This window comes from Streptomyces sp. NPDC088706 (assembly GCF_044752765.1).
GTDB lineage: Bacteria > Actinomycetota > Actinomycetes > Streptomycetales > Streptomycetaceae > Streptomyces.
The window spans coordinates 542,191-556,984 of record NZ_JBIVLW010000001.1 but is presented as its reverse complement, the minus strand read 5'-3'; the positions used below and the strand labels follow the sequence as shown (position 1 = coordinate 556,984).

The following is a 14,794-nucleotide window of genomic DNA, read 5'->3' as shown; positions in this document are numbered from 1 at the left end:
ACTCACGGCTCCTCGGCCCTGCTGACCTGATCGTCTTTCCGGACAGACATTCTTCCGGACGAAAGCATGATGACAGTCAGGCAAAGAGGGGGTTGATTGTGTCTACCTCGTAGGGCAATGCGAGGCTTCATCCGGCACTGCCCCGAGTCGAAGGGGCAGGGCATGGAACGGTGGGAGGGGCGGCGCAGCGTGACAAACGCGGAGCACAGTGTGCGCGGTGACGCGGTGGCGGACGCGGAGACGAGGACCGGGATGGCCCGGGTCCTGCTCTGGCTGGTCGTGGCCGTGCTGGCGGTACGGCAGATGGCGGTGGTGCTGCGGCAGCCGCCCGGGGACCGGCTCACCGATCTGGAGACCTGGATCGGGGCGAACGGTGTCCTGCACGTGACGGGCTCGCTGTACGACACCGGCCGGTTCACCGGGACGCCCTTCGCCGGGCTGGTGCTGAAGCCCCTCACCGCGTCGGCCCAGGCGTCACTCGGCATCGCGTGGACCTTCGGGTCCCTGCTCCTGGTGGCCGCCCTCGGCGTGGTCGCCGCCCGCGCCCTGCCCGCACCGGTCGGCAGGCGTACGGCACTGCTCGCGGTCCCCGTGGCGATCACCCTGCTCATGCTGTCACTGCCGGTCCGCAACACCCTCCACCTCGGCCAGACCAGCATCCTGCCGGTCCTCCTGGTGCTGCTGGCCTGTTCCGTCGCCCGGGACCAGCGGCTGCAGGGTGGCCTCGTCGGCCTCGCGGCCGCCCTGCAGCCGACACTCCTGCTCTTCGCCGCACTGCTCTGGCTGACCGGGAAGCGACGGGCCTCGGTGACCACGGTGGCCGCCTTCGCCCTCTGCACGGCCGCCGCCTGGGCCGCGGTGCCCAAGGACTCATGGACGTACTGGGTGCACCACGCGGCGGGCGCCGGGCTCGGTGAGCGGCCGGACAGCCTGGCCAACCAGTCCCTGCACGGCGCGCTGCTCCGGCTCGGCTTCGAGGGGCCTGCGGAGATCGCCCTGTTCCTCGTCCTGGCCGCGGCGGTCGCCTTCGTCGGCGTGCGCCGCGCGGTCCGCTACGCCCAGGACGGGCAGCTGCTCCTCGCCGTGGCCGTGACCGGGTGCGTCGTCGTGGCCGTCTCGCCGACCGCCTGGCAGCACCAGCTGCTGTGGGTGCTCCTCACCGTCGTCGGCAGGGTCGGCAAGCGCGCCTCCGACCGACTGGTCTGGCCGGCCGTCGTGGTGCTGGTCCTCACGCTCCCCGGCAAGATGCTGCTCCCGAACGTCGGCCTGGTCATCCCCGTACGGGACAACGCGCTGCTCCTCGCGGCGCTCGGCGCGGCCTGCCTCGCCCCGTTCCTGCTGCGCACCTCGCCGTACTGGCAGCACCCGATCCCCACCGACTACGCCAAACCCGTCGCCGCCCGCTTCAGACGCGTGCCGCTCCTGCCGATCTGGCGCCGGGCGCTCCACCGCCCGAACCTCCTGCTGGAACTCCTGCTCATCCGCGTCGTCTACTCCGCGTACGCCCAGGTCCGCCTCGCCGCCACCGCGGGCCGCCCCGTCGCCGAGGAGCACGGCCGGCAGATCCACGCCATCGAGCAGTGGCTGCACATCGACATCGAGCTCTGGGTCAACCAGACGGTCGTGCGGATCACCTGGCTGCGGGAGTTCTTCGACTACTACTACCTGACCTTCCACTTCATCGTCCCGCTGACGATCCTCGGTGTGCTGTACGCGCGCCGTCCCGCCGACTACCGCTGGGTCCGCTCCGCCATCGGCTTCGCCACCCTGCTGGCGCTCGTCGGCTTCTGGCTCTATCCGCTGGCCCCGCCCCGGCTCATGCCCGGCCTCGGCTTCATCGACACCGTTCACGGGGTGCAGGACTTCGCCAAGCCCGACTACGGGACGCTGACCACCGTCACCAACCAGTACGCGGCGATGCCCTCGCTGCACTTCGGCTGGTCGCTGTGGTGCGGGGTGGTCATCGTGATGCTGGCCCCCAAGCTGTGGATGAAGGCGCTCGGCCTGCTCCACCCGCTCTTCACCATCGCGGCGATCGTGGCGACCGCCAACCACTGGGTGCTGGACGCGGCCGGCGGCGCGCTGGTCGTCTCGCTGGGCTTCGGGCTGACGTATCTGCTGTCGGGCCCGCGGAAGCTGGTGACCCAGGAGGAGCGGCCGGCGGGGTTCAGGCTGCCGGAGCAGGGAGCCGCCCGGGAGGCCCGGCGTCAGGAATCGGAGAACGCGCTCACCTGAAGCTGCTTGATCCCGTTCAGCCAGGCCGAGCGCAGCCGCCGCGGGTCTTCGAGGAGCCGCAGACCGGGCAGCACGTCGGCGATCGCGTCGAAGATCAGGTCGATCTCCATGACCGCCAGCGACTTGCCGAGGCAGAAGTGCGGGCCGCCGCCCCCGAAGCCGAGGTGCGGGTTGGGGTCGCGGGTGATGTCGAAGGCCTCCGGGGCGTCGAAGACCTCGGGGTCGTTGTTGGCGGAGGAGTAGAACAGGCCGACCCGCTCGCCCTTCCTGATCCGCTGACCGCCCAGCTCCACGTCCTGGGTGGCGGTCCGCTGGAAGGAGACCACCGGGGTCGCCCAGCGCACGATCTCCTCGGCGGTCGTCCTCGGGCGCTCCCGCTTGTAGAGCTCCCACTGCTCGGGGTGGGTGAGGAAGGCGTGCATGCCGTGGCTGATCGCGTTACGGGTGGTCTCGTTGCCGGCCACCGCGAGCAGGATCACGAAGAACCCGAACTCGTCGGAGGTCAGGTTCCCCTCGCCCTCCGCCGCCACGAGTCGGCTCACGATGTCCTGGGCCGGGCACTCCTCGCGGGCCGCCGCCAGGTTCATCGAGTACGCCACGATCTCCATCGCCGCCTCGGCGCCGACATCCTCGGTGATCGCGTACTCGGGGTCGTCGTACGCGGCCATCTTGTTGGACCAGTCGAAGATCTTCGACCGGTCCTCCTGCGGTACGCCGATGAGTTCGGCGATCGCCTGGAGCGGCAGCTCCACCGCGATGTCGGTGACGAAGTCGAAGGACCCGTCCGGGCCGGCCGCCGCGTGCGCGGTCTCCACGATGGAGCGGGCCCTCGCCCGCAGCGCCTGCTCCAGCGAGCGCACCGCGCGCGGGGTGAAGCCGCGCTGGACGATCTGGCGGACCCGGGTGTGTTCCGGCGGGTCCATGTTGAGCATGATGAGCTTCTGGACCTCGATCTGGTCGCGGCTGATCGTCTCGTTGAAGCGGATGACCGCGGTGTTGGTGTTCGAGGAGAACAACTCGGGATGCGTGGAAACGTCCTTGACGTCCGCGTGTCGGGTGACGGCCCAGTACCCCGCGTCGCCGAAGCCGGAGATGTTGGCGGGCTGGGCGCACCACCACACCGGCGCGGTCTGCCGCATCAGGGCGAACTCCGGGTGCGGGACGCGGGCCTGGAGGAGGTCGGGGTCGGTGAAGTCGAACCCGTCGGGCAGATGGGGGCAGCGCATGGGTACCTCTCCACTCCGGATCTTGCGGCGAACCGTCGGACAGCCGCGACTCTCTGACGCTCCATCAGAAGGTGCCCGCAAGGTAGTAACGAGTTCTACAAGTCGCAAGGGCCCTGGCCGGATCTGTTCCCCGCCGCCGTCCCGCCCAGTCGGCACCCCCGAAGCAGGGGCGCGCGCAAGGGGTGTACGCGGTCGGTGCGCGCCCCTTGCGCAGTCGGTGCCGCTTCCCGAGACTGCTTGCAGAACTAGAACGCGTACTAGTTCCTTCCGTGGGCGCCGGGACGCCCCCGACGGAAGCGCGAGGAGAGGACGAGCTCATGGCCGCGGAACCCGTCATCGTCGAAGCCGTACGCACCCCGATCGGCAAGCGTGGAGGCGCGCTCGCCAATCTGCACCCGGCCTACCTGCTGGGCGAGACCTACCGTGAACTACTCGGCCGCACCGGCATCCAGGCCGACTGCGTCGAACAGATCGTCGGCGGCACCGTCACGCACGCCGGTGAGCAGTCCATGAACCCGGCCCGCAACGCCTGGCTGGCCGTGGGCCTGCCCTACGAGACCGCCGCGACCACCGTGGACTGTCAGTGCGGTTCCTCGCAGCAGGCGTCGCACATGGTCGCCAACATGGTCGCCGCCGGAGTCATCGACGTGGGCATCAGCTGCGGCGTCGAGGCGATGTCGCGGGTGCCGCTGGGCAGCGGCTCCAAACACGGTCCTGGCAAACCCTGGCCCGACGAATGGAACATCGACCTGCCCAACCAGTTCGAGGCCGCCGAGCGCATCGCCCGTAAACGCGGCCTGACCCGCGCGAGGGTCGACGCGCTCGGCCTCCGCTCGCAGCAGCGCGCGGCCGAGGCCTGGGCCGAGGAACGCTTCAAGCGCGAGACGTACGCCGTCCAGGTCCCCACCACCGAGGAGGAGCAGGCGGCCGGCCAGGGCATGTGGCGCCTCGTCGACCGGGACGAGGGGCTGCGGGACACCTCGATGGAGGCGCTCGCCGGGCTGAAGGCGGTCATGCCGAGCGCGGTCCACACCGCCGGCAACTCCTCCCAGATATCCGACGGGGCCGCCGCCATCCTGTGGTCCTCGAAGCGGATGGCCCGCGCCCTCAAGCTCAGGCCCCGGGCCCGGATCGTGGCCCAGGCCCTGGTCGGCTCCGACCCGCACTTCCACCTGGACGGGCCCGTAGACGCCACCCGGGCGGTGCTCGGCAAGGCGGGCATGTCGCTGAAGGACATCGACCTGGTCGAGATCAACGAGGCGTTCGCTTCGGTCGTGCTCAGCTGGGCCCAGGAGTTCGAGGCGGACCTCGACGGCCTGGAGAAGGTCAACGTCAACGGTGGTGCGATCGCCCTCGGCCACCCGGTCGGTGCGACGGGCGCCCGCCTGATCACCACGGCCCTGCACGAACTGGAACGCCGCGACAAGGAGTTCGCGCTCATCACGATGTGCGCGGGCGGGGCGCTGGCCACGGGGACGATCATCCAGCGGCTGTAGCGGCCCCCCGGTCCTCAGGAGCCCAGGGCGCCGTTCACCCCTCGGGCTTCTCAGGCTTCTCGGGTCCCTTGAACTTCTCGGGTCCCTCGAGCTTCTCGGGCTTCTCGGGTCCCTCGGGCTCCCCGAACACGGCGCGCGCGTCGAACGCGGCCCGCCGGGTCGCCCGGCGCAGCGCCTTCAGCAGGGTCGGGCCGACCGTGAGGGTCAGCACGACGGTGAGCACCGCCCGGCCCAGGTCCCAGCCGAGCGAGGTCGCCGCGCAGTAGGCCAGGAAGCGCACCAGGTTCTCGTGCAGCGGGTCGCCCGCCACGAACGAGATGCCCGAGCCCAGGCCGGTGATGAGCGTCCAGCCGTACAGATTCATCACCGTGCCGTACGCGAACGCCGCCACGGCCCCGTAGACGGCGAGCATCGCCGGCTCCGCCCGGCCGCGCAGCCGGTCCGGGCCCGGCAGCAGACCCGCGCCCATCGTGAACCAGGCCATCGACAGCATCTGGAACGGCATCCACGGCCCCACCCCGCCCGTCAGCAGGGCGGAGGCGAACATCGTCACCGAGCCGAGCACGAAGCCGAAGCCGGGGCCCAGCACCCGCCCGCTCAGCACCATCAGGAAGAACATCGGCTCCAGGCCCGCCGTGCCCGCCCCCAGCGGGCGCAGCGCCGCCCCGACCGCCGCCAGCACACCGAGCATGGCGACGGCCTTGGCGTCCATGCCGGACTCCGAGATCGTCGCCACCGCCACCGCGACCAGCAGCGGCAGCAGCGCGGCGAACAGCCACGGCGCGTCCTGGGCGTGCGCGAGCCCGGACCCGGCACCGGCCAGCAGCGGCCACCCGAAGGCGACCACCCCGACCGCGCTGACCAGCACCAGCGCGGCGACCGACTTCGGCCCGAGCCGCACGGGCCGAGGAGCCCGCATCCTCTGCGTACCGCTCACGCGCCCGCCTCCAGCGCGCCGCGCACCTGGGAGACGGTCAGCCACTCCTGCGGGGCCAGGATCTTCGCCGTCTGCGGGGCGAAGGCGGGGGAGGAGACCACCACCCGGCCGGTCGGGCCGTCCGCGACGACCTCCCCGTCGGCGAGGATCACCACCCGGTGGGCCAGCTCCGCCGCCAGCTCCACATCGTGCGTCGCCAGGACGATCGCATGGCCCTGGGCCGCCAGCGACCGCAGTACGCCGACGAGCCGGCCCTTCGCCGCGTAGTCCAGGCCCCGGGTCGGCTCGTCCAGCAGCAACAGCGGCGGGCGGGCCGTGAGCACCAGGGCGAGGGCCAGCGCGAGCCGCTGCCCCTCGGAGAGGTCGCGGGGGTGCGTGCCGTCCCCGACGCCCGGGAGCAGTTCGGAGACCAGGGACCGGCAGTTGCCCTGCGCCGCGCCCGCGTCCCGGTCGGCGGCGGCGCACTCGGCGGCCACCGTGTCCGCGTACAGCAGATCGCGCGGCTCCTGCGGGACGAGGCCGACCCGGCGGATCATGGCGCGCGGACCGGTACGGGCCGGGGCCAGGCCGCCGACGCGTACGGAGCCCGAGGTGGGCTCGGCCATGCCGACGAGGGCGCCGAGCAGCGTGGACTTGCCGGCCCCGTTGCGGCCCATCAGCGCCACCGTCTCACCGGGGGCCACGGTGAGCGTGACCCGCCGCAGCGCCTCGATCCGGCCGCGCCGCACGCCCAGGTTCTCGACCCGGGTGACGGGGTCGGCGGCGGGGGCGGGCGCTTCGGCGGCCCGCGTACGGCCCAGCAGCCGGGCGATCCTCCCGGGACGGGGGCCGGGGGACACGGGCGGTGTGACACAAGGGCTCACAGCAGGCTCCGGCGGTGCGGGCTTCTCCACCGACGCCAGCCGGGCCCGCAGGTCGCCCGCCCCGCGCCGGGCGTCGCGTACCGAGAGCGGCAGCGGGTCCCAGCCCGCCAGCAGCCCCAGCTCGGCCACCGGCGGCCGGACCGGCGACACCTTCATGATCTCGGCGGGCGGCCCCATCACGGGGGCGGTGCCCGGTGCGGGCAGCAGGACGACCTGGTCCGCGTACTGCACCACCCGCTCCAGCCGGTGCTCGGCCATCAGCACGGTCGTCCCGAGGTCGTGCACCAGCCTTTGCAGCACGGCCAGGACCTCCTCGGCCGCCGCCGGGTCCAGCGCGGACGTCGGCTCGTCGAGGACCAGCACCTTGGGGTGCGGGGTGAGCACCGAGCCGATCGCCACCCGCTGCTGCTGGCCGCCCGACAGCGTGGCGATCGGCCGGTCACGCAGCTCGGCCAGGCCCAGCAGGTCGAGCGTCTCCTCCACCCGGCGGCGCATCACGTCCGGCGCCAGCCCCAACGACTCCATGCCGTAGGCGAGTTCGTCCTCGACCGTGTCCGTGACGAAGTGGGCCAGTGGGTCCTGCCCCACCGTGCCGACGAGATCCGCCAGTTCACGCGGTTTGTGGGTGCGGGTATCGCGCCCGTCCACCGTGACCCGCCCCGACAGCACCCCGCCGGTGAAGTGCGGCACCAGCCCCGAGACCGTACCGAGCAACGTCGACTTGCCGACCCCCGACGGCCCGACGAGCAGCACCAACTCCCCTTCCGGGACCACCAGATCGAGGCCGGACAGGGTGGGCCGGTCCGTCCCGTCGTAGCGCACGGAGACCTGCTCGAACCTGATCACGCCTGCTCCTTGGTGCGATGGGTCTGGTTGTCGGCGCCTCGGCCGTCCCGGGCTGTCGGTGGCACGGGGGCGACCAGCGCGGGAAGCAGCCCGACCAGCACGGCCGCCGTCGCCCACAGCGGCAGCACCGGCGCGGTCAGCGGTACGACACCGGGGTGCAGCGCCTCCGGATCGGCGGAACCCGCCCAGATCATCGCGGCGGCCACCACCGCACCCGACCCCGCCACCAGCCAGGCCCGTACCCCCCACCGGTCCGGGCGGTAGCGGGTACGTACCGAACGCCGGCCGCCGAGCCGCAGCCCCGCCATCGCCGCGACGAGTCCCGCCAGCAGAACCGGCAGCCCGTACCGGGCCCCCTGGGCGGCCAGCAGCCCGTACGTGCCCGCACACACCCCGAGCAGCCCGCCGAGCGTGAGGATGTTCGTGGTGTGGCGGACGGCGGGCGGCACCTGTGCGGTACGCCCGTACCCGCGCGCGTCCATCGAGGCGGCCACCGCCACCGACCGCTCCAACGCCCCCTCCAGCACCGGCAGTCCGATCTGCGCGACGGCCCTGACGCCACCGGTCGGGCGGCCCCGCAGCCGCCGCGCGGTACGCAGCCGCACCACGTCGGCCACCATGTTCGGGGCGAACGTCATCGCCACGACGACGGCGACCCCGGCCTCGTACAGCGCACCCGGCAGCGACTTCAGCAGCCGTGCCGGGTTGGCCAGCGAGTTCGCCGCGCCGACGCAGATCAGCAGGGCGGCCAGCTTCATCCCGTCGTACAGGGAGAAGACCAGCTGCTCCGCCGTGACCCGGCCACCGATCCGGACCCCCTGCGCCCAGTCGGGCAGGGGCACTTCGGGGAGCGTCAGCACGGTGTGCGAGCCCGGGATCTGCGAGCCGAGGAAGACGGAGAAGACCAGCCGCAGCGCCACGACGAAGAGCCCGAGCTTGATGAACGCCCCGTACGAACGGGCCCACGGCGCGTCCGTGCGCCGGGCCGCCACCACGTACCCGGCCACGCCGACCAGCAGGCCGAGCAGCAGCGGGTTGGTGGTCCGGGAGGCGGCGGTGGCCAGCCCCAGCGCCCACAGCCACCACGCCCCGGCGGGCAGCGCGTTGGAGCGGGCAGCCTCGGGCGCGCGCAGGGCACGCCGGAGCAGCCGGGCCGTCCCCGAGGCGGGCGTCATCGGCGCCGGCGGGCCTGGAACACGGCGGCGATGCCCAGCAGCAGGACGGCCCCGACGCCGACGAGGAGACCGGCGGAGGGACCGCTGCCGCTCCCGTCGTCCGGTGCGGGGGCCGAGGCGGACGGCTGCTCGCTGCCGCCCTTCCTGCCGCCGTCAGCGTCGCCGTCGCTGTTGCTGTCGGCGTCACCGTCGCCGTTACCATCAGCGTCGCGGTCACCATCAGCGTCGCCGTCGCCGGAGACCCGCTCGCCGCAGCCCGCCCGCGGATAGCCGGAGATCGCGCAGATCATCGCGCTGCTGTCGTACCGCAGCGGCTTGGCCACCGCGGCGAGCGCCTCGGCGCTGCTGGCGTCCGGCGCGACCTGCGCGCAGGCGGTGCGCGGGGCGGGCGGCTTCTCCCCGTCCGGGGCGTCCGCCGCCGTACCGGGGTCGATCACCAGGGCGACCCGCTTCGCCCCGTCCTTCGCCGGGGTACCCGCGCAGACCGCCCCGAAGTCGGGGGCGCGGCGCGGCTGGTCGGCGTCGGCGGAGTCCTCGCTGACGGAGAACCTGAAGCCCAGGACCGTACCGTCGTCGGGGCGCAGGAGGGAGGGGCCCTGGGTGGCGTACGTCCAGTTCTTGCCGCTGCCCTCCCAGAAGGACCAGTAGCGGTACCCGGCGGCCTCGGCGCCGCCCGCCCCGAGGAGGACCGCCGGGACGGCGAGCAGCGCGGCGAGCAGCGCGCCGACGGGCGACAGGAGTCGCTGCCGGGCTCCCGCACCCGTCACGGCTGCTGCTTCTTCCGGCGCATGCTGAGCAGGAAGCCGATGCCCGCGCCGAGCACGAGACCGATACCGATCAGCCACCCGAGGCCCAGCCCGCCGTCGTCGCTGCTGGTGCCGCTGGAGGGCTGCGGACCGGTCGGGGTCGGGGAGGGGAGCGCGGTCGCGGCGGGGGAGGGGCCGGTCGCGTTGAGCTGCTTGACGAGGTCGACCCCGCCGAAGCTGCGGGCATCCGCACCGGTCGCGTGCGCGGCGAGGATCAGCTGCGCGGTGGCGGCCGGGCCGCCCTGCTTCGCCCAGCCCGTGGCGTTCTTCCGCAGCCAGGCGACCGACGCCTCGGCCTTGTCCTTGTGCCCGGAGGCGGCGAGGGCGACGACCGCGTCCGCCGTGTTGCCGTAGTCGGGCTGCGGCTCGGTGTCCTCGGCGCCCGGCATCGGGGCCTGCTCCAGATACGGCGACTTCTTCAACGTGTCCGCGAGGAAGAAGGAGCCGTTCTGGGCGCTCTGCTCGGGGCTGAGGTCGTCACCCTTCGCGCAGGCGGGGTCCTTGACCGCGTTGGACGTACCGGACGCGATGCCCTTGCCCATCAGACCGAGCACCGAGGCCGCGGTGGCGTCCAGGTTGGCGGTCAGCTCACCCTTCTTGCCCGGCTGGTAGGCGAACGCGCCGCCGTCCTTGTCCCCGCAGGGGATGGCCAGCGCCTGGAGCGCGGTGTACGGGGTGCTGCCGTCGGCGGTGGTGACCTCGCTGACCGGGACGCCGGTCCGGGCCAGCGCGCCGATCACGATGGACGTGGAGTTCGCGTCGCTCGGGCCGCCGGGGTTGTAGCCCCAGCCGCCGTCCGCGTTCTGCACCGACTTCAGCCAGTCCGAGCCGTTGTTCGCGGCGTCGCGGTGCTGGTTGATCTCGACGAGGGCCTGCACGGCTACGGCGGTGGCGTTGGTGTCCATCACCGTCGACGCGTCACAGGGCTTGGCGGCGTCCCGGTACGAGGTGAACGCGCCGCTGCCGCACTGCTGCCCCACCAGCCAGTCCACGGCCTGCGTGGACGGCGTGACGTACTCGATCTTCTGCGCGAGGAAGGCCAGCGACTGCCGCCACACCCCGTCGTACGTGGGGTCCGTGGTCCCGTAGAGGCCGGGCGGCAGCTCGGCCGACGGGGACGGGCTCGGTGCGGCGACCGCGACGGGTGCGGCCGCGAAGGGTGCGGCCGCGCCCAGAAGAACGGCGGTGGTCGCAAGCGCGGCTGCGCTGCGGCGTACGGTCATGGCGGGCTGTGCCTCTCCTGCGGGGGCCGGCTTCCCCGGGCGCACGAGGGCACCGGGCTCCGGCCCCGTATACCTCGACGGTGCCGGCCACCGGGGTTCCGGTGACCCTGGCCACCGGGTTCCCGGTGGCCCTGGGGCCCGTGGTCACACTGCCCCTGGCCGCTCACGCTCCACGGACAGGACGTTCCGGCTGCCGTCGGGCGACGGTTCACGGCTGGGGTTCAGCGCCGGGTTCGCACCGGCTTCCCCCTGTACGGGCATGATGACGACCTGCCCACTCTACCGGGCCGTAAGGTCCCGCCCCGGGGCGGCGGACCGCTCGCGTCGTCGCCGGGTACCGGGCCGGGGAGGGCCTTCACACCGCGAGGCGGGGCGGGGCGGCCCAGGACGGCTCACCCCGTTCGCCATGCACGGCAGGGCCGGCCGGGCGGGAGGCTCACACCGCTGACGCCGTACGGGGCAGGGGGGCAGGACGCTCAGGGCGGCTCAGGGCGGCTTCACGGCGGCTCGGGGCGGCCCAGGGCGGCTCACACCGCGATGTACGTCACCGGGGCGCTGCCGGTCACCGCCTCCGCGCGCCCGAGCTTCACCAGCCGGCGCAGATGGGACTCGGCCTCCGACACGGCGATGGACCGCGAACCGTGCGGGATCTGCTCCCAGGGCCGGTTCCACGCCATCCGCTCGGCCAGCTGCCAGGGGGTCAGCGGCGTGGCGAGGAGGGCGAGCAGCCCGGTCAGCCGGTCCTCGTGGTGGTCCAACAGCTCCCGTACGTGCCCGCCCGCACCGGTGAAGGCGTGCTGGTGCGCGGGCAGCACCTCGGCCACCCCGAGCCGCCCGATCCGCTCCAGCGAGGCGAGGTAGTCCCCGAGGGGATCGGTGACGGCGGTGTCGTCGGGGTCCTCGTACAACCCGATGTGCGGGCTGATCCCGGGCAGCAGGTGGTCCCCGGGGAACAGCCGCCCGTGCCCGGGCAGGTTCGCCGGATGCCGCTCCTCCAGATGGAGGCAGACATGGCCCGGCGTGTGGCCCGGGGTCCAGACGGCACGCAGCCGTCGCCCGGCGAGGTCGAGCAGCTCGCCGGGCACGATCTCGCGGTCCGGCAGAGCGGCGCGCAGCCCGGGCAGGGTCCGCGGACGGCCGCTGCCGCGGGCGGCGAGCAGCGGGGCGAGGTGCTCGTCGGGCGCGCCGACGGCGGCGAGCTTGCGGGCGAGACAGTCGATTCAGGTGCCGGGTTCGGCGTCCCGGGTGCGCCGGACGATCGCGGTGTCCGCCTCGTGCATGGCGATCCAGGCCCCGGACGCCTCGCGGACCTGGCCGGAAAGCCCGTGGTGGTCGGGGTGGTGGTGGGTGATGACGACGCCGTGGACGTCGGTGACGGCGGTGCCGAGGGCGGTGAGCCCGGCCACGAGCGTGTCCCAGGAGGCCGGGTCGTCCCAGCCGGTGTCGATGAGGACCGGACCCCGGCCGGTGTCGAGAAGGTGCACCAGGGTGTGGCCGAGCGGGTTGTCCGGGATGGGGACCTTGATGCTGTGGACGCCTCCGCCGTGGTCGGTCACCTGCGTCACCTGCGTCATGGGCTTCCCCTCTCTGCTCGGCGGCGTGCGCTGAGCCCACTGTAACGAGAACCCGTTCCAGTGGTAGCCCCGGGTCTACCACTTTCTAGTCCCCCAGGTACGGTCCGCGCCGTGGACTCCTGGAACAGGAACTGGTATCAGTTCTGACGAGCAGTCAGCCAGATGTGGGCGGGTCAGCGGGAGGCGACAGCCATGACGGAGCTTGTGGAACACGGCCAGCTGTTCATCGGCGGGGAGTTCACCGATCCGCTCGGCACCGATGTCATCGAGGTGATCTCCCCGCACACCGAACAGGTCATCGGCCGCGTGCCGCACGCGTCCGAGGGTGATGTGGACCGGGCCGTCACCGCCGCCCGCCGCGCCTTCGACGAGGGCCCGTGGCCCCGGATGACGCTGGACGAGCGGATCGCGGTGGTGACCCGCATCAAGGACGCCTTCGCGGTACGCCACGAGGAGTTCGCGCGCCTGATCAGCGCCCAGAACGGCACTCCGTACAGCGCGAGCGTGATGGTGCAGGCGCTCGCCGCGATGATGGTCTGGGACTCGGCGATCACGGTGGCGCGCACGTTCCCGTACGAGGAGCGACGCGACGGGGTGCTGGGTCCCCTCCTGGTCCGCCGCGAACCGGTCGGGGTGGTGGCAGCGGTCGTCCCGTGGAACGTCCCCCAGTTCACGGCTGCGGCCAAACTGGCCCCCGCACTCCTGGCAGGCTGCACGGCGGTCCTGAAGGTTTCCCCGGAAACCCCCCTGGACGCCTACCTCCTGGCGGAGGTGGCGGCGGAGGCGGGCCTGCCGCCCGGGGTCCTCTCCATCCTCCCGGCCGACCGGGAGGTGAGCGAGTACCTGGTGGGCCACAAGGACGTCGACAAGGTCTCCTTCACCGGCTCGGTCGCGGCGGGCCGTCGCGTGATGGAGGTGGCCTCCCGCAACCTCACCCGCGTCACCCTCGAACTGGGCGGCAAGTCGGCGGCGGTGATCCTGCCGGACGCGGACCTGGAGGCGGCGGTCGCGGGCATCGTCCCGTTCGCCTGGATGATCAACGGCCAGGCGTGCGTGGCCCAGACGCGCATCCTGGCCCCGCGCTCCCGGTACGACGAGGTGGCGGAGGCGTTCGCGGCAGCGGCAGGCGCCTTGCGGGTGGGCGACCCCTTGGACCCGACCACCGAACTAGGCCCCCTGGTGGCGCAACGCCAACAGCAACGCTCCCTCGACTACATCAAGTTGGGCCAGGAGGAAGGCGCCAAGATCCTCACGGGCGGCAACATACCGCCCTCCCAGGAACGCGGCTGGTACGTCGAACCGACCCTCTTCGGCTCGGTCGACAACTCCATGCGCATCGCCCGCGAGGAGATCTTCGGCCCGGTGATCTGCCTGATCCCGTACGGCGACGAGGCCGAGGCCGTCCGCACCGCCGACGACTCCCCGTACGGCCTCAGCGGCAGCGTCTGGACGGCCGACACCGAACGCGGCATCGACATCGCCCGCCGCGTCCGCACCGGCACGTACAGCGTGAACACCTTCAGCCTGGACATGCTCGGCCCGTTCGGCGGCTACAAGAACTCCGGCCTGGGCCGCGAGTTCGGCCCCGAGGGCTACGGCGAGTTCTTCGAGCACAAGATGATCCACCTCCCCGCCGGCTACCGGGAGGCCTGATGGGCGACCGCTGGCACGTGGAGGTCGACCGCTCCGTCTGCATCGGCTCCGGCATGTGCGTGCACCACGCCCCGGACGCCTTCCACCTGGACACCGCCCGCCAGTCCCACCCGCGCACCGAGGACCACGACGCCGGGGAACAGGTCCTCGCAGCGGCGGAGGGCTGCCCGGTCGAGGCGATCATGCTGACGCTGGTGGGGTCGGGGGAGGTGGTGTTCCCGCCGGAGGAGTGACGGAGGAACGGACTTCTCAAGGTGTTCCGAATCGGCTGCCGTGCGCGGGCAGCCCCTCGCCTCGACGCCATCTGTGCTTACTCCATGAACCGGCCCGTCACGTACTGACGCTTGGCCCGGCACCTCCATCCACCCGGAACCCCAAAGCCTTTTCTGCGGCAGCGGAAACCGAGAGAAGGGTTTGGTGACTTGCAGGGGGCACAGAGAATCCGTTCTCAACGATAAAAGAAATGAAGTGAGGAGGCAGATCAATATTGTACGTTTCAACGTATGCCGACAGATCCGCGCGCCATACAAACCGCCCATCGGATACCAGTGACGAGCCGCCAGGCACCCTAAATGATCCTTCCATGACGTCCAGTGTTGTTTCCATGATGTCAAAAATCGGGTGACCGGACTCAAGGTACCCCTGCACCTCTGTCTTAGGGTATGCCGCCTGGTCCCTCGCTTTGCCCTGGATGGATTCGCGAAATATTTCCAAACTGCTTCCGGGTGCCATCTCCCGGAAAAATCCGATCATTTCCATT

General features: G+C 72.2%; 11 protein-coding genes, 1 pseudogene and 1 riboswitch. Of the genes and pseudogenes, 4 read left to right on the top strand and 8 right to left on the bottom strand.

The window, feature by feature from the left end:
- Window positions 1–162: 162 nt before the first annotated feature.
- Window positions 163–2,235 carry a bifunctional glycosyltransferase 87/phosphatase PAP2 family protein gene (locus ACIQAK_RS02565; protein WP_366388140.1) on the top strand — a complete coding sequence of 691 codons (2,073 nt, stop codon included), beginning with the start codon at window positions 163–165 and terminating at the stop codon, window positions 2,233–2,235.
- Here ACIQAK_RS02565 and ACIQAK_RS02560 read toward each other — a convergent pair.
- Window positions 2,208–3,461 (bottom strand): cytochrome P450, encoded by a 1,254-nt coding sequence (locus tag ACIQAK_RS02560; RefSeq protein WP_366388141.1) that lies wholly within the window; start codon window positions 3,459–3,461, stop codon window positions 2,208–2,210. The two genes, ACIQAK_RS02565 and ACIQAK_RS02560, sit on opposite strands and share 28 nt — an antisense overlap.
- A 317-nt stretch (window positions 3,462–3,778) precedes the next feature.
- Here ACIQAK_RS02560 and ACIQAK_RS02555 point away from each other — a divergent pair, with 317 nt between their 5' ends.
- The gene (locus ACIQAK_RS02555; protein WP_366388142.1) at window positions 3,779–4,957 is read left to right on the top strand and encodes a steroid 3-ketoacyl-CoA thiolase; all 1,179 of its coding nucleotides are present in this window, start codon (window positions 3,779–3,781) and stop codon (window positions 4,955–4,957) included.
- Between the two features lie 34 nt (window positions 4,958–4,991).
- Here the strand turns inward: ACIQAK_RS02555 and ACIQAK_RS02550 are convergent, their stop codons facing one another.
- From ACIQAK_RS02550 to ACIQAK_RS02525, 6 genes and pseudogenes are all read right to left on the bottom strand, one after another.
- Entirely contained in the window at window positions 4,992–5,876 is an 885-nt protein-coding gene (locus tag ACIQAK_RS02550) for an ECF transporter S component (protein WP_366388603.1), read from the bottom strand.
- A gap of 14 nt (window positions 5,877–5,890) precedes the next feature.
- On the bottom strand, window positions 5,891–7,603 hold the full coding sequence (locus ACIQAK_RS02545; protein ID WP_366388143.1) for an ATP-binding cassette domain-containing protein: 1,713 nt from the start codon (window positions 7,601–7,603) through the stop codon (window positions 5,891–5,893).
- Complete coding sequence (locus ACIQAK_RS02540) at window positions 7,600–8,778, bottom strand: energy-coupling factor transporter transmembrane protein EcfT (RefSeq protein WP_366388144.1); 1,179 nt, start codon at window positions 8,776–8,778, stop codon at window positions 7,600–7,602. The genes ACIQAK_RS02545 and ACIQAK_RS02540 overlap by 4 nt, the downstream gene beginning before the upstream one ends.
- Window positions 8,775–9,545: an SCO2322 family protein gene (locus tag ACIQAK_RS02535; RefSeq protein WP_366388145.1), complete on the bottom strand. Its 771-nt coding sequence runs from the start codon at window positions 9,543–9,545 to the stop codon at window positions 8,775–8,777. The genes ACIQAK_RS02540 and ACIQAK_RS02535 overlap by 4 nt, the downstream gene beginning before the upstream one ends.
- Window positions 9,542–10,807, bottom strand: coding sequence for a prenyltransferase/squalene oxidase repeat-containing protein (locus ACIQAK_RS02530; RefSeq protein ID WP_366388146.1), 1,266 nt, complete (start codon window positions 10,805–10,807; stop codon window positions 9,542–9,544). Before ACIQAK_RS02530 ends, ACIQAK_RS02535 begins: the two co-directional genes overlap by 4 nt.
- Window positions 10,808–10,964: 157 nt before the next feature.
- A riboswitch (cobalamin riboswitch) is annotated at window positions 10,965–11,100 on the bottom strand.
- 234 nt (window positions 11,101–11,334) lie between these two features.
- Window positions 11,335–12,381 (bottom strand): annotated as a pseudogene (locus ACIQAK_RS02525) (MBL fold metallo-hydrolase).
- A 192-nt stretch (window positions 12,382–12,573) separates the two neighbouring features.
- On the opposite strand from ACIQAK_RS02525, the gene ACIQAK_RS02520 reads away from it, so the two are divergent.
- Both ACIQAK_RS02520 and ACIQAK_RS02515 read left to right on the top strand, forming a co-directional pair.
- Complete coding sequence (locus ACIQAK_RS02520; RefSeq protein ID WP_366388147.1) at window positions 12,574–14,034, top strand: aldehyde dehydrogenase; 1,461 nt, start codon at window positions 12,574–12,576, stop codon at window positions 14,032–14,034.
- Window positions 14,034–14,267 (top strand): ferredoxin, encoded by a 234-nt coding sequence (locus ACIQAK_RS02515; protein ID WP_366388148.1) that lies wholly within the window; start codon window positions 14,034–14,036, stop codon window positions 14,265–14,267. Before ACIQAK_RS02520 ends, ACIQAK_RS02515 begins: the two co-directional genes overlap by 1 nt.
- Before the next feature lie 97 nt (window positions 14,268–14,364).
- Here the strand turns inward: ACIQAK_RS02515 and ACIQAK_RS02510 are convergent, their stop codons facing one another.
- Window positions 14,365–14,793 (bottom strand): hypothetical protein, encoded by a 429-nt coding sequence (locus ACIQAK_RS02510; protein WP_366388149.1) that lies wholly within the window; start codon window positions 14,791–14,793, stop codon window positions 14,365–14,367.
- Window position 14,794 lies beyond the last annotated feature (1 nt).

Bases quoted from the DNA above. Each gene is read 5' to 3' on its own strand.
- ACIQAK_RS02530 (WP_366388146.1), bottom strand. From the start codon at position 10,807: ATGACCGTACGCCGCAGCGCAGCCGCGCTTGCGACCACCGCCGTTCTT.
- ACIQAK_RS02565 (WP_366388140.1), top strand. From the start codon at position 163: ATGGAACGGTGGGAGGGGCGGCGCAGCGTGACAAACGCGGAGCACAGT.
- ACIQAK_RS02515 (WP_366388148.1), top strand. From the start codon at position 14,034: ATGGGCGACCGCTGGCACGTGGAGGTCGACCGCTCCGTCTGCATCGGC.
- ACIQAK_RS02550 (WP_366388603.1), bottom strand. From the start codon at position 5,876: ATGCGGGCTCCTCGGCCCGTGCGGCTCGGGCCGAAGTCGGTCGCCGCG.
- ACIQAK_RS02540 (WP_366388144.1), bottom strand. From the start codon at position 8,778: ATGACGCCCGCCTCGGGGACGGCCCGGCTGCTCCGGCGTGCCCTGCGC.
- ACIQAK_RS02555 (WP_366388142.1), top strand. From the start codon at position 3,779: ATGGCCGCGGAACCCGTCATCGTCGAAGCCGTACGCACCCCGATCGGC.
- ACIQAK_RS02510 (WP_366388149.1), bottom strand. From the start codon at position 14,793: ATGGAAATGATCGGATTTTTCCGGGAGATGGCACCCGGAAGCAGTTTG.
- ACIQAK_RS02520 (WP_366388147.1), top strand. From the start codon at position 12,574: ATGACGGAGCTTGTGGAACACGGCCAGCTGTTCATCGGCGGGGAGTTC.
- ACIQAK_RS02560 (WP_366388141.1), bottom strand. From the start codon at position 3,461: ATGCGCTGCCCCCATCTGCCCGACGGGTTCGACTTCACCGACCCCGAC.